Below are 25,545 nucleotides of genomic sequence, written 5' to 3'. Positions count from 1 at the left end.
CGCCGTCCCGCCAGGCCGGGCGCATCACAACGAACAACCCCGCGACAGTCGCCTTCCGGCGGCTCCGCGGGGTTGTTCGCTCTGGTCGTACATAACGATAACGAAGCTGACGACAACGACGAATCAGAATCAGTTCAGAATCAGTGCTTCTCGAACAGCCCGTTCTCCTGATCCTCCAGCGCCATCGCGCGCACGACGAAGTGCCGCTTCTTGCCCGTTGCCGTGTACGGAAGATCGTCGATGAATCGGTAGAATCTCGGCTTCTTGTACGACGCCAGCATGTTGTGCTCGCTGCAGAACTTGTTCAGCTCCTTGGCGGTCAGCGTCGGGTCCTCCTTGACGACGTAGGCGACAACCGATTCGCCGCGCAGCTCGTCGGGAACGCCGACAACGACGGACTGCTGCACCTTCGGATGCTGGTTCAGAATCTCTTCGATCTGCACCGGATGGATGTTCTCCCCGGAGGAGACGATCATGTCGTTCTTGCGGCCGACAATCGTGACGAACTCGTTCTCGTCCCACACGCCCATATCCCCGATATAGATCCACCCCTTGTAGAAAACCCGCTCCGATTCCTGCTCGTTATTGATGTAGGTATACGTGGTTTTGCCGGGGGCGCGAACGATGACCTCTCCGACCTCCGTTCCGTCGCGAGCGACGACCTCGTGCGGCTCCGCGCGGCGATCCGGGAACACCTTCACGACGGCGACATCGTCGTCCGTGCACGCCCGCCCGGCGGACCCGGCCATGTCCGGCAGGTCGTACGGCCGCAGGAACGTGTTCCAGAACGCTTCCGTCGTTCCGTAGCCGTTGAAGATGTTCGGCGTCAGCACCTTCTGGAACCTGATGCACGCCTCCCGCTCCAACGGCGCTCCCATCGTCACGATGCCCTTGAGCCTCGACAGGTCGGCCGGATGCTTGATCTGCTGGTCGTGCAGCATCTTCAGCATGGGCGGCGCCCCGATCAGGAACGTCACCCCGACCTTCTCCGCCAGCTCCAGGCACGTCTTGGGGTGGAAGGAGCGTAGCACGACGACTTCCCCGCCGACGTACAGCGTCGGTCCGGGGCCTCCGGAATGAATGCCTCCGCGATGGAACCAGGGGCTCATGTTCATTGTTTTGTCGGTCGGATTCAGCGGAAAATGCATGGCTACGTCATGAGCGGACAGAACGTCGTTGATGTTGTTGAGCGGAACTCCCTTCGGCCGTCCGGTCGTGCCGGACGTGTACAGCCTCGTGTTCTCGTCGTAGATGTGCATCGGCCGCTCGATGGCCGGATTGTCTTCGGAGCGGCCTCCCGTATAATCCGAGTACGTCACGTGCCCTTCCGGCAGCGCCGCTTCCCCCGTGCCGTCCACCATCACGATCCGCTGCGGCTTGAACTTCGCCAGCTCGAGCGCTTCCAGCGCCGTAGCCTGGAACTCCGCATCATAGATATAGACGGTCGGACGGCTGTCGTCCAGAATAAACGCCGTCTCCCCGGACGAGAGGCGGAAGTTGATCGGGCAATTGATCGTGCCGATCTTCTGCGGGGCCAGGTAGCCGAAGATGAACTCCGGGGAATTCGGCAGTTGATACACAACAACCTCGTTCTTGCCGATGCCGTCCGCGAGCAAGGCGTTCGCCAGCCGGTTCGCCTCGCGGTTCAATTCGGCATAGGTCCAGCTCCGCTCGTGAAGCGGATCGCTCAGCGCCGTGCGCGCGGCGAAGCGGTGCACGTTGCGCAGGAAGCCGCTCAGATAAGTAAATTCATGCTCGAATGTGTCCTGGAACATCCGCACGTCGTACGTATAATTTCTGTCCATGGCTCTCATCCCTCTTCCGAATAGCGTCCAATAATAATCGACGTGTTCTGCCCGCCGAAGCCGAACGAATTGGACATCGCGGCATCCACCGTCGCCTTCCTGGCGACGTTCGGCACATAGTCCAGATCGCACTCCGGATCGGGCTCCTCGTAGTTGAGCGTCGGCGGGACGACGCCTTCGCGAATCGCCTGAACGCAGGCGATCAGCTCCGTGATGCCTCCGGCGCCCATCAGATGCCCCGTCGCTCCCTTGGTCGAGCTGACCGGAAGCGACTTCGCCGCTTCGCCGAACACCGCCTTCAGCGCCTGGCTCTCCACCCGGTCGCCGAGCGGCGTCGACGTGCCGTGGGCATTGACGTAGCCGATGCCCTCCGGAGCAAGCCCCGCTTCCGCGAGCGCCTGCCTCATGCACCAGATCTCTCCGCTGCCGTCCGGCTCGGGCGATGTCACGTGATAGGCATCCGTGCAGTTCGCATAGCCGAGCAGCTCCGCTTGGATGCCCGTCCCGCGTTCCCGCGCCGCTCCGAGCGTCTCGAGCACAATCGCGCCCGCTCCTTCGCCCATGACGAAGCCGTCGCGGCCCTTCTCGAACGGACGGCTCGCCTTCGCAGGCTCCTCGTTGCGGGTCGACATCGCCCGTGCGGCGGACAGCCCGGCATCCATCAGCGCGCACAGAATCGATTCGGCGCCGACCGCGACGACGGCGTCCGCTTGTCCGGCCCGAAGCAGCATCGCCGCCATGCCGACCGCATCCGCCCCGGAGGAGCACGCCGTGCTCACCGTGTAGCTCGGCCCCTTGAACCCGTTCAAGATCGCGATATGAGCCGCCGCGATGTTGGACAGGAACTTCGGGACGAGGTGCGGCGTTACCCGATAGCTTCCGCTTGTTGTCATCTGCTCCTGGGCCTGCGTCGCCGTGGCGATGCCGCCGAGCGCGGTGCCGAGCACAACGCCGACCCGCGAGGGCGGCAGGCTGTTCAGCCCGCTCTCCCGGATCGCCTCCGCCGCCGCCGCGACCGCGAACTGCATGAAGATGTCCGTCTGCGCAATCAGCTTCTTCGGCAGCCAGAGCGCCGGATCGAAGCCCTTCACCTCGCCCGCGATCCGGACGGGAAGCCCTTCCGCATCGAAGCGGGTAATCGGCCCGATACCCGACTTCCCCTCGATCAGATTCCGCCAATAATCCGCCACGCCGATTCCGATCGGCGTAACCGCGCCCATGCCGGTAATGACGATACGTTCCTTAACCATGCGCATCTTCCACTCCCGTTTGCCTGTTAGCTGTCCCCGGATATTTTCCCCGCTGGATCAGACCCGCTTCCGCGAGCCGCGCCCACAATTCGGGCTGTCTTCTCTCCAGATTAAACGGAGCCCCCCGACCGTCGACATAGGCGTGCTTCGTCTGCCCCTCCGCCGCCACAACGCCGTCTTCCTGAAGCACGAGGTAGGTGAACGCCATGCGGGAACGCGACAGCTCCGCAAGCTCGGCCCGAACGACGATGCGCTCCTCGGGGCGAATCATCTTCTTGTACCGGCAATCCGCATGAAGACAGACGAGAGCGATGTCCCGCTGATGCCATTCCTTCATATAAGGCAAACCATAGTGAGCAAGCAACCCCATCCGGGCATTCGTGAACCAATCGAAGGTTCTCGCGTAGTAGGATATCCCCGCGGCATCGCAGTCTCCCCAAGTCACGCTCATCTCCATGTCGTAGCGGGGATGTGCATCCGCCATTGCCATACCTCCTCTCTCTCCCTCAACATCACTTACTAAGTATACTCTTACTACTAAGATATAGTAAGATCATGATGATAAGTAAACGCCGGAGAAAACGAAAACAACAAAAAAACTTTCGCTCGCCTCCGAACCAAAGTCGCTTCCATGCCAAAAGAGGCCATCCCTCGGCGTCCGCATTCGCATTCGCCGGGAATAGCCCCGCTGTGTTGCCGACTCCCCGGAACGCCGTCATTCGTTCGGAATGCGCACGCGGAATGTCGTTCCTTCTCCAACCTTGCTCTCCACCTCGATCGTGCCGCCGTGCAGCAGCACAATCCTCCGGACGATGGACAAGCCGAGGCCGGTGCTGCCCTCTCCCCGCTGTCTCGCCTGGTCGCCCCGGAAGAAGCGGTCGAAGATAAACGGCAGCGACTCGTCGTCGATGCCATCCCCCGTGTCGGAGATGGCAACCGAGCAGAAGCCGTGCTCCTTCGCAGCGACAATCTCGATCGAGCGCCCTTCCGGAATGTGCTTCACGGCGTTGGACAACAGATTCGACCACACCTGCATCAGCAGCACTTCATCCCCGACGACGAGCAGAGAAGCGGGAACCCGCATATGAACGGCGATCTCCTTCTCGCTAAGCTGCCATTCGAGCAGTTGCAGCGAGCGGCGAAGCTGCGGCTGAAGCGCGAACGAGCGCTTGTTCACCACTTCGCTGGCGTTCTCCAGAGAGGACAGCAGCAGCAGTTGCCGGCTCAGCTCCGCAAGCTGCCGCGACTCCTGGCCGATGATCGAAGCATAGCGCCGGATGTCGTCCGCGGGGAGGTTCTCCTCGAGCAGCGAATCCGCGAATCCCTGGATCGAAGCAAGCGGGGATTGGATCTCGTGCGACACGTTGGCGACGAACTCCCGCTTCGCCCGGTCGGAGCTCTCGAGCTTGCGGGCCATCTTCTCGTAATGGGAAGCGAGCTGCCCGATCTCGTCCTTCCGCATCGTCGGCAGGCTGATATCGAAGTTGCCCGATGCGATTCGCTTCGTCGCTTCGGTCAGCCGGGTGATCGGCTCGACGAGGTATCGGGTGCTGAGCAGGAAGTACGGGATGCTGAGCAGCACCGTCAGCGCGAACATAAGCGAGAAGAAGATCTCAAGCTCCTGGAAGTTCAGCCGGGTGTCGCTCCTCATGAACAGGGCGTACGTCTCGCCCGCGGCCATGACGGGAAGGCCGACCGTGTTGCTGAGCCGATTGTCGAAGTAACTGATCTTAAAAAAATGATTCTCGGACTCCGCAACGCCGTGGTATTCTCCGCCGCCGAGCACGCTCGCCTTCGCATCGGCGGACAGATCGAACGCCTTGAAGTCGCCTCCGTGGAGGCTCTCGCTTCCTTCGGAGCCCAGGAGGTAGATCTGATAGCCCATCGATGCCGCGCTGTCCAAATAATCGCTCAGCGTCTCCGGATATTGCTGGACATACGAGCGGATGTCCTCGGCAATCCGGTACAGCTTCTCGTCGTAATGCTTCTTGATGTCCCAGTTATAGTACAAATTGGAACAATAGAAGCCAAGAAAACTGCTGATTGCGATCGCGTAGATCGTCACCAGCAGCACCCGGGTGTAGAGCGATCTCATGAGACGAATACCTCGAGCTTGTAGCCGACGCCCCGGATCGTCTGGATCGCGAACCCTTGCTTCTCCTCGGAGAAGCGCTTGCGCAGCCTCTTGATGTGGACGTCCACCGTGCGCTCGTCCCCCCTGTAATCCGGTCCCCAGATCAAGCGGATCAACTCGTCCCGCGAGAACACCCGCCCCGGATATTCCGCCAACTGGGCCAGCAGCTCGAATTCCTTAAGCGGCGGGAAGAATACATCCTCCCCGTAGACGACCTCGTAGTTTTTCCGGTCGATGACGAGATCGTTCAACCGGATCTTGTCGCTCGAGGCGAGCGAATAGCGGCGGAACAACGCCTTCAGCCTGAACAGCAGCTCGGGCAGCTCGAACGGCTTCGTCAGGTAATCGTCGGTTCCGCGCTCGTAGCCCTGCTCCTTGTCGGCGATCTGATCGCGCGCCGTCAGCAGAATGATCGGGATGTCGTAGTTCACCCGTATGTATTCGCACAGCTCCAGCCCGTCCATCTCCGGCATCATGACATCGAGGATGGCGAGGTCGATGGCCTGCTTCTTCAGCAGGTCGGTCGCCTCGCGGCCGTTCTGCGCTTCGAACACGCGGTAGCCTTCCCGCGCCAGATAATGACTGATAAGCATTCGATTGTTCGCATCGTCATCCGTGACGAGCAACTGCTTCATGGCCAACTTGCCCCCTCCTTCGCGCATAATGCCGGGTGGAATTCGGATAGAGCTTATTTGAGGAGCTTGTCGCTTCTCCTAAGCATGATAATGAGGAACGGTCCGCCGATAACCGCCAGAATAATCGAGGCGGGAATCTCCGTCGGCGCAAGCGCCGTCCGTCCGATCGTATCCGCCGCCAGGACGAGCAAGCCTCCGCCGAGAGCCGAGAACGGCAGAAGCAGCTTGTAGTTGGAGCCGATCAGCGTCCGCCCGATGTGCGGGACGAGCAGGCCGACGAACAGAATAAGCCCCCCGATCGCCGTGGCGACCGAAGCGAGCAGCACTGCCACCGCCGAGAGCAGCAGGCGGACCCTCTCGATGCCGAGGCCCAGGTTGCGCGCCGTATCGTCCTGGAAGGCGAGCATATTGCACCACTTGCCGAGCGGAAGAGCCAGCAGCAAGCCGATTCCCCCGAACAGCCCGATAATCTGGACGTCCTCCCAGATCTTCATCGTGAAGATCGAGGAGATCGCTTGATTGACCGTCGTTACCGCATAGCTTCCCCGGTAATTAAACGATTGGCCAAGCCCGGTGAAGGTCGCGTTGATCGCGATGCCGACCAGGATCAAGCGCAGCGGGTTGAGCTGCGAGCTCCAGGAGAACGAGTAGACGAGGAAGCAGGCGAGCGCGCCGCCGAGCACCGAGAACAGCGGCGACCAGAAGTAGAGCATCGGGAAGATCGTGACGACCGTGAGCGACACGAGACCCGCCCCGGACGAGATGCCGATGATGCCCGGCTCCGCGAGCGGATTGCGCATGACCGCCTGCAGCAGCACGCCCGACACCGCGAGCGAGGCCCCGGTCAGGATCGAGACGATGATGCGAGGGAAGCGCAGGTCGCGAATGACGTCGACCTGCTCGCTTCCCCCGAATGCCAACCCGCGGATCAATTCTCCGAAGCTGACCCGAATGCTGCCGAGCATCATCGACAGAATCGTCGTTCCGATAAGCAGCAGAGCAAGAATAAGAAATACGCTGAATCTTTTCGCCATAGGTTATCGTCCTTTGCTTGTTCGCCTGCGCGAGCGGTTACGGATACAGCATGGGAACGAGCGCTTCGAGCGCTTCGTCCGCCGCGATATTGGCCGTCGTGCCGAACAGCTCCTCCGGCAAGTCGTATACCCTTCCGTTCTTCACCGCATTGAAGTGCTTCCAGATATCGTTCTTCTTGAAGTCCTCGTCGAACATCTTGACGACCTCCTCCGGCATTCCGTGCGCGGCGCGCAGAATGACATCGGGGTTCGACTTCTGAAGATATTCCGTGTTGGAGGCGAGGAACTCGACCTTCTCGCCCTGGACGATGTTCACCCCGCCGAGCAGCCGCACCAGATCGCCGATGTAGGAATGCTCCGTCGCCACCAGGTAGCTGCCGGGAACGCCGAGCAGAATAAGCACGGTAGGAGACGGCTTGCCTTCTACGGCAGCGCGGATCTCCTCCAGCTTCTTGTCGTAGCCCGCGTTGATCTCGGCGGCTTCCGCCTGCTTGCCGAATTGCTCCCCGAGGTTCGTGAACGCTTCCTGCATCTTCGCGAGGCTCGTCAGGTCCAGGAAGGTCGCTTCGACCTTGGCCGCATCGAATACCGGCTCCAGCTCATATTGCAGAGTGGTCACCGACAGCACGTCGGTCGGCTTCAGCGACTTGACGATCTCCATGTCGGGGCTCATCGGATTGCCTACCTTCGTGATGCCGTCATAGCGCTCCGGCAGCGTCTTCGCGCTTGTCGGAATGCCGACCAGATCTACGCCGAGCTGGTCCAGCATCTGCGTAATCGCCACCGTCGTGGAGACGACCCGGGGCTGCTCCGCCGGAGCTGCGGTGTCCGGCGAGGCGGATTCCGGCGAGGAAGAGGCCGGCGAGGCGGAGGCTGTCGTCGTCGGTTCGCTGCCCTGGGCGGCCGGCTCGCTGTTGCCGCAGCCTGCGAGCGCGAGCAGGAATGCCAGCGCGATGACGGGCAGCTTGATTCTCTTCAGGAACACAGGGTCACCCTCCTATGCCGCCGGTCGGCTTAAGCTTGCGGTTCCTTCTCCAGAAGTACCAGCCCGCGCCCGCAAGCACAACGACCGCAATGATCGAGACGGTCCAGATCGCCGCCGCGTTCGAACCGCCGTCTTCGGCCTCAGAAGCTGCCGCTGCCGCCGCTTCTGCGACTTCCGCATCCGCGCCCGCAGCCAGCTCGCCCATCGTCCCGCTCGCTTCGGCTTCGCTGCCTTGCTCATCTTCTTCGGCCGGCACCGATGGCGATGCGGAAGCTTCCGGAGCCTGCTCCGAAGCGGCTGCGCTGGAGGCGGATGCCGACGGGGCTTCGGCTGCTGCTGCCGTTCCCGCGGTCGCCGATGCGCTCGCGGAAGGCGACGGAGAAGCGGCGGAATCGCTCTTCTCCGGGGAGGAGCTTGCCGCCGGCTTCGTTGTCTCGGCAGGCTGCGCCGAAGCTGCGGGCTTCGTCGTCTCGGCGGGCTTCGCCGAGGCTTCCGGCTTCGCCGCAGCGACGGTCGACGAATCCGTTGGCTTCGTCGAAGCTTCGGGAGACGTCGAAGCCGCCGGGGAAGGCGAAGGGGAAGGCGACTCGGAAGCCGCAGGGGCCGCCGCCTTCACCAGCTTGAAGCTGTTCAGATCGAACGACAGCCGAATCGTGTAGTTATGATCGTAGTCGATCTCCGGCACGGTGACGTGGATCTTGGAGACGATCGGCTTCGTCACGTCCGCCGTGAATTGCACGACGCGAACATTGTCCTTCTCCTCGAGCACCTTCGTATCCACGTATCCGCTTCCGCTGCCCGGAACTTTGAATTGCGTCACCCAAGTGCTGTGGTTGATCGACAATTGAATCGTAGCTTTATCTCCATCTATGACGACCGTCGCCGGTTTCTCCCAATAGTCGTTCGCCATCGAGACGGAATCGTCCTCGGCCTTAAGCACGAGATAATCGGCGGTGTAGGTTCCATCCGCCATCGCCGCTTCCGCCTTGAACGCATTCGGTCCGATCAGCATGCCAATCCACAACGCCGCTGCAACGACGCCTATGACCGCTCTTTTTATCAACAGAGTAACCTGCCTTTCTCTATCGCTCTAATTAAAAATTTGCACAGGTCGAAACATGATAATGATAATTATTATCAATTATGCTACCAATCAATTGGCTTTATTGTCAATGATTTTTTTTTCGCAAACAGGGCTTCCAAGAGCCGCCGTATCGGTCCCTTGAAAGCCCCGCGGAAGATTAAGAAGCGTTGGAGTTCTCCACCTGCTCGATCGGCTTCCGCACAACCTTCACATCGTAGAAAACAATCTTGTTGGAGATGATGTATTCCGGCGTCTGGCGATGCGCATGAGACTCCCGGAACGCTTCGCTCTTCGTCCAGGCCTGGAAGTCTTCCTTGCTCTCCCATCTCGTGCTGACCGTCACCTCGTCATATTCCTTCGTGTTCTCCGTCAGCATGACTTCGAGCCCGAGGAAGCCCTTCATTCCTTCTACCTTGCCAACCTTGTTGAAGCGTTCGATCAGCAGCATGCCGCTGCCCTTCGTAATCTGGGATACGTTCGTCACGATAACCATGGATGATTCCTCCTTAGGGGGTTGTGGGATGGGGATAATGATCGGATACTCGCCGCGCAGATCCACCTTGGCGATGACTCCGAATACATTCAGCATGAAGCGGCGATTGATAATCGCCCGAGGCGGGCCGCTCGCGACAACGCGCCCCTCCTCCATCGCAATGAGATGATCGCAGTAAGCCGCCGCTTGCTGCAGGTCGTGAAGCACCATCACGATCGTAAGATTCAGCTTCCGATTCAGGCTCTTCAGCATCTCCATGATCTCAAGCTGATGAGAGAGATCGAGATATGTCGTTGGTTCGTCGAGCAGCAGAACACTCGATTCCTGGGCCAGCGCCATCGCGATTCGGGCTTTCTGCTGCTCTCCGCCGGACAGCGTGTGGAACAGCCGATTCTCGTTATGGCGGATTCCCGTCGTCGCAAGCGCCCAATCGATCGCCCTCTCGTCCTCTTGCGTCGAGCGGCAGCGGAAGGACGACTGCCGGGGGGCCCGGCCGTAGGCAACGAGCTCTCTTACCGTGATGTCCGGGACATGCCCCTTCTCCTGGCTGAGCAAGGAGACGAGCTGGGCGAATTCCTTGCGCGAATACGATCCGATCGGAACGTCCTCGTAGTGAATTCGGCCTTGTTCGGGGCGAGCCAGCCTGCCGAGCATCCGGAGCAGCGTCGACTTGCCCGAGCCGTTGCGGCCGACGATAGCGGTAATCTGCCCTCGCGGAATCGTCTCGCTGATCTCCTGGAGCTCGAAGTGCTCGAACTTGCTGCCCAACTCTTCTATTCGGATTTCCGCCATTACCGGACCAGCCTCCTTCGCTTCAACAGGATTAGGAAAAACGGCGCCCCCAGACACGCCAGCAGCACGCCGGCCGGAAGCTCGATCGGATCGAACCAGCTTCGCGCCGCCGTATCTGCCGCCACCATAAGCGCTGCTCCTCCCACTATCGAATAGGGAAGCAGGTAACGGTAATCGTCCCCGATCAGCAGCCGCACGGCATGCGGTACGATCAGGCCGACGAAGCCGACAAGACCCGCGACACTGACGGCCGCTCCGGCGAGCAGCGACGCAAGCGCCACGATCAGGAAACGCTGAAGCTCCACGTGCTGGCCGAGCGACTGCGCGGATTGATCCCCCAGCGCCAGCAGATTGGACGCCTTCGCCGCGAACGGGGCAAGCGTCAACCCGATGATGGCGTAGGGCAGGAGGAACTGCAGATGCGGCCAGCTTCTTCCGGACAGCCCGCCTGCGAGCCACGGAATGACGCTCTGAATCCGATCGCTGTTCAGCACCATGATGCCGTTCATCACTCCGCCGAGCAGCGCGTTGACCGCGATGCCGGCAAGCACGATCTTGGTCGGCGAGCTGCCCCCATCCCATGCCAGCAAGTAGATGACCAGCGCGGACAGCAGCGCCCCTCCGAACGCGAAGCCGGGAAGCAGATAGCCGAATTGCGGGAACAGGACAAGCGCGACGACCGCGGCCAGGCCGCCCCCCGCCGACACTCCGATGATCCCGGGATCGGCCAGCGGGTTGCGCATGACGCCTTGGAGCAACGCTCCCGATGCGGCCAGGCACGCGCCGACGAGAAGACCGACCAGCACGCGCGGAAGACGCAGATTCCAGATAATCGCTTCATGCGCAGGATCGCCATCGTTAAAAAGTATGCGCCAGATCTCCGATACAGAGATGGACACCGAGCCGCTGCCGATTCCGTAGAGGACCGAGGCGATCAGGATCGGAACTAGCGCTATCCCGATCCAGCGCCTTCTGTTGTTTCTTGCCGTCACATTCATGAATCAAGGAGCCCCCCAAGCAGGTTAACGGCCTCCATCACCCGGGTCCCCGGGTTCGTACCGAATAGTTCCGAGGGGAGGATGTGGATTCTTCCTTCCCGCACGGCAGTAAGCGTGTTCCAAGCCGGATTGCTCTCCATCTCGCGGATGAAGCCCTTCTCGACTTCCTCCGCATTGGCGTGCGTCATGATGAGAATCAGGTCCGGGTTCGCTTCGACGACCCGCTCCGTGTTGAGCTGCGCGTACTGCGGATAGCTCTGCAGCCTCGGGAATTCGGCCGCCACGTTCCGCCCGCCCGCCGTCTCGAGCAGATTGCCTGCCAAGGAAGTCGGCAGCGCCGCCAGATACGTCCCCGGAGCTCCGTAGACGATCAACACTTTCTTCTCGGTCGTGCGCGCCTCGAAGGCGGACAGCTCCCGATCGATTCCGGCGACGAGCTCCGCGGCCTTCTCTTCCTTGTCGAGCAGCTTGCCGAACAGTTCGATCTGATGCTTGATGTCGTCGATCGAGTTCGCTTGCGTCAGAATCAGCTTCGCGCCGATCGTCTTCAGCGGGGCTTCGTCGTTCATGTTGATCGGGTAATTGCCGAGCACAACGTCGGGGCGAAGCACCGCGATCTTCTCCAGGTCGACGGTATGCACCGAGCCGACAACCGGCACCTCGCGCACGGCTTCGTTCTTGAGCAGGCCGTCGTTGTCCTCGGGCCGTCCGACAACCTCGCCTCCGAGCGCGTAGACGATATCCACCTCGCCGTTGCCCAACGCGACGATTCTCTCGGGCGTGTCCGCGAAGGATACGGTGCGGCCCGCGGAATCCTCAATCGCGAGCGCACCCTCCCCGAGCTCTCCCCCCGTCGCCGCAGAGCCGCAGCCGGCTGCCGCGAAGGCCAGCGCGACCGCAAGCATCAGCGATGCGGTTCGTCTCACAGCGCCTGCTCCTCCGCCTGCACTTGCTCATCCTGTTGCTCCGCTTGTGCCTGCTCCTCTTGCTGCTGCGCTTGCTGTTGCTCGTCTTGCTCAGCGAGATAGTCCAGCAGACGGATGATCAAGGTCAGCGACTCGGCACGGGTTGCCGGAGCGTCCGGATCGAACCTGTTGTTGTCCTTGCCCGTAATCAGGCCGGCTTCCACGGCTGCCGCAATCTCCTTGCCGGCCCACGCCGGAATCTTGTCGGCGTCGGCGAAGCCGAGCGCTGCATCGCTCTTCGTCTCCAGCTTAGCCGCACGGACAATGATGACCGCGAGCTGCGCTCTCGTGATCTCCGCTCCCGAACGGAACGTGCCGTCCGAGAAGCCGCCGATCAGCCCCGCTTGCTCTGCCGCAACCGCATACTCCTTCGCCCAGGCCGGAATTTGTCCGGCATCCGTGAAGCTCGTCGCCGCGCCCGTATTCGTCAGCTTCAGCGCGCGAGCGATCATCGCGGTGAATTCGCCGCGGCTGACAACCGCATTCGGACGGAAGCTGCCGTCCTCGAAGCCCTTCACGATGCCGAGCTTGACGGCACGGTTGATCTGAGCGGCGGCCCAGTGGTACTTCGCGTCGCTGAACTCGATGGCGGCCGATCCGGAACCGGTTCCGGAGCCGGAGCCTCCGGAAGCCCCCTCTTCGGTTGCTTCTTCCTCGTCCTCGTCTCCCGGATTCGAGAGATTAGGCATTCCTTGGTTGCCGTCATAATCGAAGCCCGGCACCGCAGGATTATCTCCTTCTACCTGAACCTTCGTGTCATCGTCGAATTGGAACTGAATCGTGTAAGTATGATGATAGTGGAAGTCCCCTTCGTCCCAGTCAACCTTGATCGTAGCGTTGATCTTGGCGGACAAGTCGTACACCTGGAAGGACATGACTCTTGTATTCTTCGTTGTATTCTGGCTCGCTACCGTGCCGGAAGATCCGTTGAGTGTCAGTCCTGTAATTTCTTTGCTTCTAAGAACGGTGAAGAAGATCGTCTTGCTGGAACCTTGAACCTTGAGCAGAGCCGGCTTTACAAAGTACCCGTCGGCAACGGAAGTCTCATTCGTTCCATCCTTGAGGATCGCATACTGAACATGGTAGTACCCGTCCGTCGAAGGAACGACACCTCCACCGCCATTCCCCCCCGTGCTGCCCCCGACGACGGCTGCTTCGAACGTTGTGATGGCCGCCTTGAGTGTCGTCACGGCTGCATCCGTCAAGCTCTGCGTATCCGGGTCATTCTCGGATGCCGCATGCGCCGTCGCAATCGCAGCCTTCAAGGCATCCACCGCCGATTGCGGATATTCGCCTGCTTCCGTTCCGACGACTGCGCTGTTCGCCAAGACTGCCGCCGCACTGATGGTATCTTCAAGCACTGCGTTGTTCACGCCGTTGAAGTTGAAGCGGAGCTCGTACGTATGCGAATAACCCGGGGCCGCTACATCCAGCTTGAAGTTGACCGGGTCCGACACGTCGGCCACATTAAAGCGTACCGTTCGCGTCTTCTCATTCGTATCCTCGCTCACAACGTAAACGCTGGAATAGACGCTGTCCTGCTCGACCCTCAGATCGCTGATCACGTTGCTGCCGAGCAGCGTCAACGTCACTTCCTTCGATCCGTCCTCGAGCGGCTTCACCAATGCCGGCTTCTTGAAGTAGCTTTCGCTTTGAAGCGAGAATTGGGAGTAGGTGGCATGCAAGACGGAATACTGCGTAGGTACCGACGAGACGATTCCGCTCGTATCGATAGCGATCTGCGCATTATACCAATGATCGTAACCAATGCCGGGGACTATGATGTGCATCAGAATATCCTGATCTTGCATGATATCGGCGATTTGATATCGCACGATCTTCGTGGAAGCAGTTCCGTCGCGGAACGTTGCCGCCGTATAGCCGTCCGCTCCGCTCTGAACCACATCGTTGTCGATAACGGCCTTAGCTTGACCGGCTTGGAGATAGCCAAGATATTGGAAGTAAGAATATTCGGGAATGGTATTGACCTCGTGCTCGAACCAAATATCGCCGTTCGATTCGACTATGAGCTTGCCCTTGGCGCCCGAAGTCGGATGCATATAATCGTCAGCGGCCGATTTTTCCTGAGTTCCGTCCCTATGGATAACGTAATCGACCTCATACTCCCCTGCCGGAATCGTATCATTCGTCAATTCCGTTGCCGCAGAAGCGATTCTGGAGAAGCCGCCTGCTTGCAGAAGAGAGAATACAAGCCCGAATACGACGAATAGCGCAAAAGATTTCTTTAACTTTAACCAACTGTTCAACTGTGCACGCTCCTCAATTCATAATGGATTGGTCTGGCTTCAATCGGTCTTGCTTCATCAACGTCAGCTTTGTCTTGATCCGATCCGTTCCGCTCGTTCGCGCCGCACGTCCCCTCCCATCTCTTATGCCCTTCAACAGCTAGAAATGATAATCATTATCATCCAATGGGCAAAAAAAAGAAGCAACTCTTTTTTTATATCCACCCTTCATCGGGTATGCTCAGCGTTAGAATACGGTGTAATTGTGAACGCAGTATGAATTTTAAATTACGATTTTCGAAGCGGTTCCGCTTTGGCCGTCTCGCGGCGGGTTTCTCGGTAAGGTGTGATGCACGCTATTGGCTCCCTGTTATGCGGATTTCACGCACACCTCCCCCCACAGTTCGATAACCTCTGCGCCCTGATCCGATGCCTTTGCGATTTTATGTGATTTTTCACATTCATCGGCTTGGATAGGGGGCAATCGCGGCGTTTTATGCGGTTTTTCGCATATATCCGGCACTGCGAGACGAATTTCCCTCCACGAATGTGATTTTTCACATATAATTGCCCAAATGTCCCCTTACCGAGCCGCACCAATGTGATTTTTCGCATAAAATTCGGCAACCTGCTGCTTCAGCGACAACACCGACACACCAACTTTATCGGCATCCCTGATACACCGACTCGCCTGCATCACCGACAACGCCGACTCCATTCCCTCTATCGCCCACCTGCAGCGGACGACTCTTCGGCTCGCACAGGGGGGGGATTGCATAGTTGGTTCAGGATCGTTGAGTGGGTCCGGGACTGCTGAGGAGGTTCGGAATCGCTGAGTGGGTTCGGGACCGCTGAGCTGGCTCAGGGTCACTGAGGAGGTTGGAAGCACAGAGGGGAAGCGAGACCTCAGAGGCGATTCGAGACTGTTGAGGAGACAGAAGCCGCGCAGAAGGCACGCAACCGCGCAAAGGCCGCCCTCCTTCCGGAGAGCAGCCTCTTGCAGCTTGATGCGCTGTGCGATCGATTATTGACGAAGCGTCTTCAGCGCGCCGCTCCATGCGAGCACTTGATCGAGCATGCCGTTCAGGTTGGTCAGGTGCAGGTCGGCCGGCTTGAACGTGCCGTTCTCGAAGTCGGTGAACAGCGAGAGCGCCGGGTGGACGCGAACGTCCGCGACGGACAGCTCGCCGAGAATGCCGCGGAGGTGCTCCGCCGCACGAGCGCCGCCGACGGAGCCGTAGCTGACGATGCCGGCCGCCTTGTTGTTCCAGGCTTCGCGGGCGAAGTCGAGCGCGTTCTTCAGCGCGCCGGTGATGCTGTGGTTATATTCCTGAACGATGAAGACGAAGCCGTCGAGGCCGGCAAGCTTCGTGTTCCAAGCCGTCGCTTGTTCGGTTGCGTCCTCTTCGCCCAGAAGCGGAAGCTTGTAGTCCTTGATATCGACGATCTCGTAGTTCGCGTCGCCGCGGCCGTCCGCGATGCGCTTCACCCATTCGCCTACTTGCGGGCTGACGCGGCCGTCGCGCGTGCTGCCGAGAATAATCCCGATGTTCAACTTGGACATTCGAAAAAAACCTCCTTGGATAGTCATGCCGATATGGTAAGATGCTCAACGGTCGATGTCGTTATTCTGGCTGTCAAGAGTATCATAAATAATCACATTAAATTAGTCAAGGTACTAACAAAATGTTTGTTGTTGTCGTAAACACGCGTTCATGATAACATCGAACAGATCAGCACAATCAGACAGTCGCCCGCACGGGCAGAGGTGGAACCGATGAACCAAGGGCGCGAACTGCGCGTGGTCGGCCTGACGTGGCCGATCCTGCTTGAGAACTTATTGTTTTTCCTGATGAGCACCGCCGACACGCTCATGCTGAGCGGCGTCTCCGACGAAGCCGTCTCGGCCGTCGGGGTCGCTTCGCAATTTATTTTTATCGCGATCCTGATTATCGGGGTCATCAACAACGGAGCCGACGTCGTCATCTCGCAATACCTGGGCTCCGGCAACCGGTACGACGCGTCCAAGATCTCCGCGCTCACGATTACAATGAACCTGCTGACCGGGCTGCTCATGAGCCTTGTCTTCCTCCTGTTCGCAGGTCCGCTTATGCGCATGATGAACCTCGAGGCCGCCACGCTGGACATGGCGACGAATTATCTTCGGATCGTCGGCGGGTGGATTTTTTTCCAAGCGGTGATTAATGCCCTCTCCGGCATCATCCGGACGTACGGGTTCCCGAAGGAAGCGATGTACGTCTCGATGGGCATGAACGTCGTCCATATCGCGCTGAACTACGTGCTGATCTTCGGACATGCCGGTCTGCCCGCCCTCGGCGTGGAAGGAGCCGCGTGGTCGACGGTCATCAGCCGCGGAGCTGCGGTGGTCGTCTTCTTCTGGATGGCGTACCGCATCATGGACTACAAGATCCGTTGGAAGGATTATGTGACGTTCAGCAAGGACTTTCTGGGGAAAATCCTGCGAATCGGCGTGCCGACCGCGGTGGAGTCCGTGATGTATCATGCGTGCCAATCCGTGTTCCTCTATTATGTCACGATGCTCGGAGAAGCCGCCCTCGCTTCGCGCCAATATGCGATGAACATCTCGACCTACGTCTTCCTGTTCAGCACGGCTTGCGGGACGGCGACCTCGATCATCGTCGGCCGGTTCGTCGGAGCTTCCCGGCCGGACGACGCGTTCAAGCGGGTGTGGACCAGCGCTCGCTGGATCTTCCTGATCACCTTGGCGATCGACCTGGTCGTCATCTCGCTGCGCCACCCGATCATCGGGATGTTCACGGACAACGACGAGATCGTCAGGCTGGCCACGCAGATGATCCTGCTGAGCATCGTCCTGGAGACCGGGCGCTCGATGAATCTGCTGTTCGTTCCGGTGCTGCGGGCGGCGGGCGACGCGAAGTATACCGTCTACTGGGGCGTCGTCTCGATGGTATGCATGAGCCTTCCGCTCGGCTACTTCCTGACGTTCACGCTCGATCTCGGGCTGGCCGGCGTCTGGCTGGCGATTGCGGCCGACGAGTGGGCGCGGGCCATCATCATGGCGATTCGCTGGCGGAGCAACAAGTGGCGGAACAAGTCGCTCGTTACGCCCGCTGCGGCTCCCTCCGGCGCCAACGCCTGAGGAAGTACGCCCCGCGCACCGCCTCGTCGACAATCATCGCCGCAAGCACGCCTTGCAGGCCCCAGCCGAAGACGGAGCCGAACAGGTAAGCTCCTCCCGTCGAGATGAACCACATTCCGACAACGGAGAGGACGGCGACCGCCCGCGCTCCCCCGACGATGTTGAGGGAGTTGGACAGGCAGAAGGCCGTCACCCGAAGCGGCTGCCATACAATACTCAGCGCAAGCATGGGGATCGCCAACGCCGCGATCCCCTCTTCGCGCGTGAACACGCCGACAATCGGGTGCGCCCACAGTCGAATGGCGACGCTGGCTCCAAGCACGAGCGCGGTGCCGACGAGAATGGCGCGAACGGGCGCCCGGTGCACCTGCTCCCTCCTGCCCGCCCCGTGCCACTGCCCGACCTGAATGCCGAGGGCGCTGCCGATTGCCGACGCGATCATCCAGGGGAATTGCTGGATGGTCTGCACATAGGTGAACGAAGCCAGCGCGTGCGCCCCGAAGGACGACACGATCGACAGCAGCACGATCTGCGAGAAGCCCCAGCTCATCGCGGTCACGGAGACGGGCAAGCCGATGCCGACGATATCGCGCAGCAGCCCCCTGTCGGTGCGCAGCCAAGATCGCCTCGTCATTCCCGGCGAGAGCAGTCGCTGCAGCAGCATGAAGGCAGCCGCAAGCGCGATCAGCCGGCTGACGAGCGTGGAGATCGCGGTGCCGTGCACGCCAAGCTCCGGCAGGAAGCCGATTCCGAAGATGAGCAGGTAGTTCAGGATCAGATGAATGACGTTCATCCCGACCGTGATCAGCATCGGCCCCACCGTGTTGCCGATGTTGCGAATAAGCGCGTTCACGACCAGATGCAGCGTAATGACGACGATGCCGCCGCCCACTGCCGACAAGTAAGAGATTCCATACTCCTGAACAGCGGAAGGGACGCCCATGGCGCGAAGCACGAACGGGGACAGGAACGCGAAGATCAGGCCGCCGGCGACGCCGAACAGCAGATTCACCTGAATCGCGATGGCCGCCGTCCCTCTCGCTTTGTCCCACTGCCGCGCTCCCCACATCCTCGCAATGACGGCTCCCGCCCCGGCGTTGATAACGGCGAACAGCGTCATCGCCGTCTGGATGACTTGATTGGACACGCCCACGGCGGATACCGCATCGTCTCCGATGCGGCTCACCATAAGCGTATCGACCGTTCCCATCAGGAATTGCAGCAGGAGCTCGACCCCGATCGGCCAGGCAAGCCTCCACAATCCGAAGCCGTCTTTGTTCCGCGCCTGCTTCATCCCGGCTCCGGAAGCAGATTGCCCCGCACAGCATTGTTCGATTCCGGCACGATGGATGGCCAGCCTCGGCAGTTGGATTTTACGATAGTGGACACGGTGTATATGCTCCTCGGCTTGGCAAGATGGCAAAATCCGTCCCCCGCCCGGCGGGCGAGAGACGGAGACTAGCTGTGCTAATGGAGAAAGTTCGGCTGATCAGCCCTTCGCTGCCAGGAACGCCGCCGCCTGCTTCTCGACTTCGGTCTTGACCTTATCGACGCCTGCGGCCTTCATCTTGTCGGCCAACGTGCCGAGCGAGCTGTCGACGTCCTTCACGGCGCCGATCGCCAGCGGCATGAAGTATTGCGTGGAGACGTTCTTCAGGTTCGCGATCTCGGTCTTGTTCTGCTCCGAGTTAAACGTGAAGCCGAGGTACGTAATTTGCGACAGGTAATCCGGAATCTTGTTGTAGAGCTCGACATAGGAATCGGTCCAGTCGACGCTCGGCTTGAGGAAGTCCTTGTCGACGAACCAGAAGCCTGCGGCATCCGGCGGATAAGTGTTGTCCGAAGACGTTACGCCGTCCGGAAGGGCCAGCTTGTTATCGGCGGTAACCACATAGTTCTTGCCTTCGATGCCGTAGTAGTCGATCATGACATAGGATTCGTCCTGCATGAGCAGATCAAGAGCTTCCATCGCGCGCTCCGGATTCTTCGAGCTGGCCGCAATCGCGATGCCGTTGTTCAGCCAACTGTTCGCGGGAGCGTGACCCGACGGAGAGAGAACCGGAATCACATAGGTATCGATCCCTTTATCCTTGCAAGACGCCAGCGTAGCTTGAATGTCGTTGGAGTTGCCGAACGCAACGCCGGACTTGCCTTCGCAGAAGTTGTCCTTCGAGCGAACCTTGTTCGAATACGGGTTTTTGTTGACGTAGCCGGCATCGTACCACTTCTTCATCAGATCGGCCGCATACTTGTACGAGCTCTGAACCGGCTCGTCGGTGATGCTGAGAATCTTGCCGGTCGCGTCCTCGTTGTCGGTGTAGACGCCGACGCTTGCGGGATCTCCGGAATCGGTCGGCGCGCCGGGGTAAGCGAACTTCTCGGACACGAGGTTGCCGAACGGCGTTGTCAGGTCGTACTGGGAATCCAGGTTAAGCGGAATCATGCCCGGGTAATCGTTCTTGATCGTCTCGAAGTACGGCTCGAGCTCGGACATCTTCGTCGGATTCGTCAGGCCGGCCTTCTCCATTACGTCCTTGCGGAGCACCATGACATTGACTTTGCGGTCCGGGGTCGTCGTCGGGATCATGTACTGCTTGCCGCCGATCTCGGCAGCCTTGTAAGCGGACGCGTCCTGCTTGGCGTAATACTTGGGCATGTACTTCTGGAACATATCCTGCGTGAGCTCAAGGTAAGAGCCTTTGTTCGATTCCTGCACGTAGTAGTTCCAATCTGCGGCGTAGACGAAGTCGACGTCTTCGCCGGCGGCGAGAATAAGCGGATACTTGGAAGCGACGTCGCCCCAGCCGATGTAATTGATCTCGAGCGTTGCGTTGATGTCCTTCTTCAGCTTCTCGTTCAGAGCGGCCATCACTTCCGACATTCCCTTCGGCGCTTCGCCGAGCAGGTAGCCGACAAGCTTCACTTCCTTGGAATGATCGATGCCCGTGTCGGCCGAGGCCGATTCGCTGGCGGCAGGAGCCGAGCCGGATGCCGCAGGCGTTGACGAGCCGGCGCTGTCCGACGCTTCGGAGGCGTTATTGTTGTTGCTGCTGCACGCGGTCAGCGAGAAGCCCAAGACTGCGGATAATGCCAACATGGACCAGATTCTCTTTTTATTGCTTTGCAAAATTAATCCCTCCCTGTGTGTTGACCAATCGAATTTATTCGGCAATTGTTCTATATAAAATCCGGCGGAACCGGAGTTTATATCGTTCTTCCGAGCGCCGGAACCGGGCCTCGCTTCGGGGCCTCAGCCCTTCACGGCCCCGATCGTAACCCCGCTCACGAAGTACTTCTGGGCGAACGGGAAGACGAGCAGGATCGGCCCCGTCGCGATGACCGTCATCGCCAGCTTGAACGTCTCCTTCGGCGCGTCCAGATTCGTGACGTGCTGCGCCATGGCGGCGGACAGGTTGATCGAGGAGAGCATCTTGTACAGCAGGTATTGCAGCGGAATCAGGTTGTCCCTCGACGTGAACATCATTGCGGTCCACCAATCGTTCCAGTACGCCAGAGCGGTGAACACCCCGATGCTCGCCAGAGCCGGCTTGCTGAGCGGCAGCACCATCTGCAGGAAGATTCTGAGCTCGCCGGCGCCGTCGATTCGGGCCGACTCGATCAGCGGTTCGGGAACGGAGTTCTTGATGAAGCTGCGAAGAATCAGAATGTACATGACGTTGAACATCGGCCCGAGAATAAGCACGGCGTATGTGTTGCTCAGATGAAGATTGCGGCTCAGCCAGATGTAGTACGGGGCCAGTCCGCCGCTGAACAGCGTCGTGAAGAAGAGGAAGAACGACAGCTTGTTGCGGTGCTTAAGCTCCTTCCTGCCGATCACATAAGCCGCCATCGTCGAGACGAACAGCGAGATGGTCGTGCCGACGACAGTAATGATGAGCGACACCTTGTAGGCGGAGAGCACATCACCCGGATAGCGGAAAATATACTGAAACGCTTTGAGCGAAAATTCGCGCGGCCAGAACCAGTACCCGTCCCGCAGCACGGCGCTCTCGGACGAGAATGCTCCTGCAAGCAGAACGATGAATGGAATCAGGCAGACGAGGGAGATGATCGAGACGATGGCGTACGAGACGGCCGTGAACAAGGGGGAGGAATTCAACTTGTTGCCCGCGGTTGCGGTTTTGCTCATGGTTGCACCGGCTTTCTGTCGATAATGGGAGCGGAGTCAGGGGATCAGAACAGCGCCTGTTCCTTGTCGTACCTGCGAACGAGCCAGTTGGCCGCCAGGATGATGATGAGCGTCAGCACGGATTGGTAGACGCCGACGGAGGAAGCCATGCCGAAGTCGGCGGACCCCATCAAGGAACGGAAGGCCAGCGTGTCGATGATGTCCGTGGCATCCATCAGCAGCCCGTTGTTGCCGATGAGCTGGTAGAACATGTCGAACTCGCCCCTCATGATCCGGCCAAGCCCGAGCAGAATAAGAATGATCATCGTCGGCTTCAGCAGCGGCAGCGTGATTCTCGTAATTCGCTGGAACCGGCTCGCCCCGTCGATCGTCGCCGCCTCGTAAATCTCCTGATCGATGCCGACGATCGCAGCCAGATACAGGATGCTTCCGTAGCCGACCCACTTCCACACGTACAGGAACGGAAGCAGGAAGTACCAGTAGCTTGTGTTCGAGTAGATGTCGATCGCCTCAAGGCCCATGTAATGGAGGAGCTTGTTCACGATCCCGTACTCGTAGTTGAGGAAGTTGTAGACGAACGCCGAGACGGTAACCCAGGAGATGAAGTAGGGCAGGAACATCAGCGTCTGGCTGATCTTCTTGAACATCTTGCGGGTAATCTCGGACAGGAAGACGGCGGCGACAATCGAGAATACCGTGTAGCAGCCGAGGAACATGACGTTGTAGACCATCGTGTTGCGGGTGACGAGCCATGCCTTGCCCGACGCGAAGAAGTAGTGGAAGTTATCGAACCCGACCCACTCGCTGAGGAACATGCCTCCCTGGCGGGTGTACGATTCGAAGGCCATAACGATGCCCGCCATCGGGACGTAAGCGAAGAAGATGAAGTAGACGGCGACCGGCAGGAACATCAGATAAAGAAGCCAATTTTTGCGAATATCTCTCATGCGACAACCTCCGTAGCGTTCTCTCCTGCAAGCTCTTTCTCTCTGTATTTCTCTATGTCCTCATCGTACCTGTCGCAGGCTTGTCCTCCCACCGGGTAAAGTTACGATTATCTTGGAAAATCGAAACCGATCCCGCCATTCCCCTACGGTTCCTGCGATTTTATGGCAGGGGGTGACAACGCTCGTGTTGTCATAGTGGTTTTTAGCACACCTCCAGCGTCTTGGGCCGGATTTTGCTCCACGAATGCGTTTATTCACATATAAGCGCCCAAAGTGCCTGTTATCGGGCTTCTCCAATGCGATTTTGCGCATAAAATTCGGCAGCGACAGCTTCCGGCCCGCTTGTCACCGCTCGAATGGCCTTGAATGGCCGGGCACGCCGCACAATGTAAGAAAAACGCCTAACGGCGTCCTTTGAGTGCAAGCGTATCCGTTTATGCGAGCCTATTCTCCAGTCACGGGGAATCCCCCCCGTGACTTTCTTTTTAACATCACTTATTGCGTAATGCAGCAAGGCGCTATCCCCCTTCTGGACGCTTATGCCTCTTCTCCCCGCGGCTCAGGAACCTTTTTGGATCTTCGCCGCACCCCGACCTCCGCCGGATGATCCCCACTCCTTCCCATCCTGAACGAGCGGGAGAGGAGACCTAATGCCGCCAGAGGGGAAGAAAGTGCGGGGGAGGCGTTGCCGCGTACCGGATGCCTGACAAACTGATCGCTAGGTGTTGGGCGCGGCGCTCCTCTCCCGCTCCGTGAGCCCATATGGCAGGGGGGACAACCGTTCGGGTTGTCATAGCGGTTTTTCGCATAAGGAAGACGGTCGAGACATCGCGCCCTGACCGTCCCCCGCAACGCTGTTCGCACCTCCGGTCCGCCGGCTTTTGCGATTTTATGCGGTTTTTCACATTCATCGGATTGAATGGAGCCGCAATCTCGGCGTTTTATGTGATTTTTAGCCTACATGCGGCAAATGGAGCCGGAATTTTCTCTATATAGGCTATTTTTCACATAGAATCGTCCAACCTGCCCGTTATCTCGCCGCTCGAATGTGAAATTTCACATCAATTCCTCGTATCCGGCGAGTCCGGCGAGATACCCGCCCCCCCTTCCCGCACGATTCAAAATGGGCTGCCCCAACACTTATAGATTCTTATATGTCAAAAAAGCCCGCCCAGGTTTAAGCGCCCGGACAGGCTTGCGACGATTGCTTATTGCGCTTGCTTGCGGGCCAGAAACTCGGCCCCTTGCTTCTGCACCTCGGCCTTCACCCTATCGATGCCGGCGGCTTTGAGATGCTGGGTCAGCGTATCGAATGCGGCATCGACATTGTCAACGGCACCGATATAGATCGGCTGCGCGTATTGGGTCGACACGCTCTTGATGCCTGCGATCTCCGACTTCACCTGGTCCGAGTTGAACAGGAAGCCGAGATAGGGCGCGGGCTCCAGCACCTGCTGCACCCGTTCCTGCAGCTCCCGATAGGATTCGGTCTCGTTGGCCAGCGGCTTGAACAGATTCTTGTTCACGAACCAGAAGCCGGCCGCGTCGGGGGGATACGAGTCGGCCTCGGATGCCGTTCCTTCCGCCAAGCGGAGCCGCCCGTCGTCCGTGATCGAATAATGGACATCTTCGATGCCGTAATAAGCCAGGTAGACGTACGAAGGCTCCTCCATCAGCAGGTCGAGCGCCTCGAGCGCCCGCTCGGGGTTCTTCGAGGACGCGGAGATCGCCACCCCGTTGTTCAGCCAGCTCGCCTGCGCCGCCTTGCCCGAAGGATACAGCATCGGGAACGGATACACGTCGATTCCTTGTTCCTTGCAGGACAGGAAGACGCTCAGCATGTCGTTGGAATTGCCGAACGCAACCCCCGACTTGCCTTCGCAGAAGTTGTCCTTGGAGCGCACGCTGTTCGCATACGGGTTTTTGTTGACGTATCCCTTGTCGTACCATTCCTTCATGAGGCTCGCGGCCTGCTTCTGCCAGCTCAGAATCGGCTTCTCCGTCATGCTGTAGATCGTGCCCGCCGGGTCTTCCATATCCGCGGTTATCCCTTGGGCGAGCGGATCGCTGGAATCGAACGGAGCGCTGTACCAGGCGAACTTCTCGGTGAGCAGATAGCCGTACGGCGTCGGCAGATCGTATTGCGAGTCCAGATTGAGCGGGATCATGTCCGGATAGTTCAGCTTCGCCGCCTCCAGATAAGGCTCGATCTCGGAGAACTTCGTAATCTCCGACATGCCCGCCAGCGCCATGATGTCCTTCCGGAACAACGCAACATTCACCTTGCGGTCCGGCGAGGAAGTCGGAATCATGTACGGCGTCCCGTTCACGAGGGCCGCATCGAGCGCCTCGGACGGCATCGCTTGCATGTGCCGGGGCATGTACGTCTCCAACAGCTCGCGGCTTAGCGGATACAGGGAGCCCTTCGTCGCTTCGGACACATAGAAGTTCCAGTCCGCGGCGAACACGAAGTCGACGTCCTGCCCGCTGGCAAGCACAAGCGGGTACTTCGACGCGACATCGCTCCAACCGATATAATTGAGCTCGAGCGTCGCGTTGATGTCTTGCTTGAGCTTCGCGTTGATCGCCTTCAGCACCGCCTCCATGCCCTTCGGCGCTTCTCCGATCAAGTAGCCGACCAGCTTGACTTCCTTCTCGTGGCCGGAGTCCGGGGCGACTCCCCCGCTCTCCTTCCCCTTCCCCGCGCAAGCCGACAACACGAGCATCCCCGTCAACATTAACAGCAGCAGCCCGAGCACCCTTTTTTTCCGCTCCCATCGCCGTTCCATTCCGTTCCCTTCCCCCATCGTTGTTCGGTTAAGCGCTTCCTCTACTATACCAACTGGGCGGCGGGAAGGCGAGACTTCCTCTCCGCAACTGCGCAG

Annotated in this window: 20 protein-coding genes; 1 reads left to right on the top strand and 19 read right to left on the bottom strand. The window is 59.4% G+C overall.

Annotation, left to right across the window (positions count from 1 at the left end; all coding sequences use genetic code 11):
• Window positions 1-140: 140 nt before the first annotated feature.
• The 14 genes from E6C55_RS04725 to E6C55_RS04665 all read right to left on the bottom strand — a co-directional run bounded on the left by E6C55_RS04725 (window position 141) and on the right by E6C55_RS04665 (window position 15,985).
• The gene (locus tag E6C55_RS04725) at window positions 141-1,805 is read right to left on the bottom strand and encodes a class I adenylate-forming enzyme family protein (protein WP_136368624.1); all 1,665 of its coding nucleotides are present in this window, start codon (window positions 1,803-1,805) and stop codon (window positions 141-143) included.
• A 5-nt stretch (window positions 1,806-1,810) separates the two neighbouring features.
• A complete protein-coding gene (gene fabF, locus E6C55_RS04720; RefSeq protein WP_136368623.1) occupies window positions 1,811-3,055 on the bottom strand; it encodes a beta-ketoacyl-ACP synthase II in 1,245 nt (414 codons plus the stop codon).
• Window positions 3,048-3,539 carry an acyl-CoA thioesterase gene (locus E6C55_RS04715; RefSeq protein ID WP_168735461.1) on the bottom strand — a complete coding sequence of 164 codons (492 nt, stop codon included), beginning with the start codon at window positions 3,537-3,539 and terminating at the stop codon, window positions 3,048-3,050. The genes fabF and E6C55_RS04715 overlap by 8 nt, the downstream gene beginning before the upstream one ends.
• Window positions 3,540-3,770: 231 nt before the next feature.
• A complete protein-coding gene (locus tag E6C55_RS04710; RefSeq protein WP_136368621.1) occupies window positions 3,771-5,150 on the bottom strand; it encodes a sensor histidine kinase in 1,380 nt (459 codons plus the stop codon).
• A complete protein-coding gene (locus tag E6C55_RS04705) occupies window positions 5,147-5,824 on the bottom strand; it encodes a response regulator transcription factor (protein WP_136368697.1) in 678 nt (225 codons plus the stop codon). Before E6C55_RS04705 ends, E6C55_RS04710 begins: the two co-directional genes overlap by 4 nt.
• 53 nt (window positions 5,825-5,877) lie before the next feature.
• Entirely contained in the window at window positions 5,878-6,858 is a 981-nt protein-coding gene (locus E6C55_RS04700; RefSeq protein WP_136368620.1) for a FecCD family ABC transporter permease, read from the bottom strand.
• A 37-nt stretch (window positions 6,859-6,895) separates the two neighbouring features.
• Entirely contained in the window at window positions 6,896-7,843 is a 948-nt protein-coding gene (isdE, locus tag E6C55_RS04695) for a heme ABC transporter substrate-binding protein IsdE (RefSeq protein ID WP_136368619.1), read from the bottom strand.
• 4 nt (window positions 7,844-7,847) lie between these two features.
• Complete coding sequence (locus tag E6C55_RS04690) at window positions 7,848-8,906, bottom strand: NEAT domain-containing protein (RefSeq protein ID WP_136368618.1); 1,059 nt, start codon at window positions 8,904-8,906, stop codon at window positions 7,848-7,850.
• Window positions 8,907-9,084: 178 nt separating this feature from the next.
• Complete coding sequence (gene isdG, locus E6C55_RS35190) at window positions 9,085-10,212, bottom strand: heme oxygenase (protein WP_136368617.1); 1,128 nt, start codon at window positions 10,210-10,212, stop codon at window positions 9,085-9,087.
• A complete protein-coding gene (locus E6C55_RS04680) occupies window positions 10,212-11,210 on the bottom strand; it encodes a FecCD family ABC transporter permease (protein ID WP_136368616.1) in 999 nt (332 codons plus the stop codon). The genes isdG and E6C55_RS04680 overlap by 1 nt, the downstream gene beginning before the upstream one ends.
• Window positions 11,207-12,115, bottom strand: a complete 909-nt coding sequence (locus E6C55_RS04675) for an ABC transporter substrate-binding protein (RefSeq protein ID WP_136368696.1) — start codon at window positions 12,113-12,115, stop codon at window positions 11,207-11,209. Before E6C55_RS04675 ends, E6C55_RS04680 begins: the two co-directional genes overlap by 4 nt.
• A 17-nt stretch (window positions 12,116-12,132) precedes the next feature.
• Window positions 12,133-14,442, bottom strand: coding sequence for an NEAT domain-containing protein (locus E6C55_RS04670; RefSeq protein WP_136368615.1), 2,310 nt, complete (start codon window positions 14,440-14,442; stop codon window positions 12,133-12,135).
• Window positions 14,443-15,004: 562 nt separating this feature from the next.
• Entirely contained in the window at window positions 15,005-15,139 is a 135-nt protein-coding gene (locus tag E6C55_RS35045; protein WP_269145534.1) for a hypothetical protein, read from the bottom strand.
• Window positions 15,140-15,445: 306 nt separating this feature from the next.
• On the bottom strand, window positions 15,446-15,985 hold the full coding sequence (locus tag E6C55_RS04665) for an NADPH-dependent FMN reductase (protein ID WP_136368614.1): 540 nt from the start codon (window positions 15,983-15,985) through the stop codon (window positions 15,446-15,448).
• A 213-nt stretch (window positions 15,986-16,198) separates the two neighbouring features.
• On the opposite strand from E6C55_RS04665, the gene E6C55_RS04660 reads away from it, so the two are divergent.
• A complete protein-coding gene (locus tag E6C55_RS04660) occupies window positions 16,199-17,563 on the top strand; it encodes an MATE family efflux transporter (RefSeq protein WP_136368613.1) in 1,365 nt (454 codons plus the stop codon).
• Here E6C55_RS04660 and E6C55_RS04655 read toward each other — a convergent pair.
• From E6C55_RS04655 to E6C55_RS04635, 5 genes are all read right to left on the bottom strand, one after another.
• On the bottom strand, window positions 17,526-18,857 hold the full coding sequence (locus E6C55_RS04655) for an MATE family efflux transporter (protein WP_136368612.1): 1,332 nt from the start codon (window positions 18,855-18,857) through the stop codon (window positions 17,526-17,528). The two genes, E6C55_RS04660 and E6C55_RS04655, sit on opposite strands and share 38 nt — an antisense overlap.
• Before the next feature lie 195 nt (window positions 18,858-19,052).
• Window positions 19,053-20,690, bottom strand: coding sequence for a DUF3502 domain-containing protein (locus E6C55_RS04650; protein ID WP_230986535.1), 1,638 nt, complete (start codon window positions 20,688-20,690; stop codon window positions 19,053-19,055).
• Between the two features lie 123 nt (window positions 20,691-20,813).
• Window positions 20,814-21,713 (bottom strand): carbohydrate ABC transporter permease, encoded by a 900-nt coding sequence (locus E6C55_RS04645; RefSeq protein WP_136368611.1) that lies wholly within the window; start codon window positions 21,711-21,713, stop codon window positions 20,814-20,816.
• A 44-nt stretch (window positions 21,714-21,757) separates the two neighbouring features.
• The gene (locus tag E6C55_RS04640) at window positions 21,758-22,660 is read right to left on the bottom strand and encodes an ABC transporter permease (protein ID WP_136368610.1); all 903 of its coding nucleotides are present in this window, start codon (window positions 22,658-22,660) and stop codon (window positions 21,758-21,760) included.
• A gap of 1,208 nt (window positions 22,661-23,868) precedes the next feature.
• Complete coding sequence (locus E6C55_RS04635; protein WP_136368609.1) at window positions 23,869-25,449, bottom strand: ABC transporter substrate-binding protein; 1,581 nt, start codon at window positions 25,447-25,449, stop codon at window positions 23,869-23,871.
• Between the last annotated feature and the right edge of the window lie 96 nt (window positions 25,450-25,545).

Source organism: Cohnella fermenti, from assembly GCF_004801405.1.
In the GTDB taxonomy this organism is placed as follows: domain Bacteria; phylum Bacillota; class Bacilli; order Paenibacillales; family Paenibacillaceae; genus Cohnella; species Cohnella fermenti.
The sequence above is the reverse complement of the archived record's forward strand: the minus strand, read 5'-3'. Positions and strand labels throughout refer to the sequence as shown.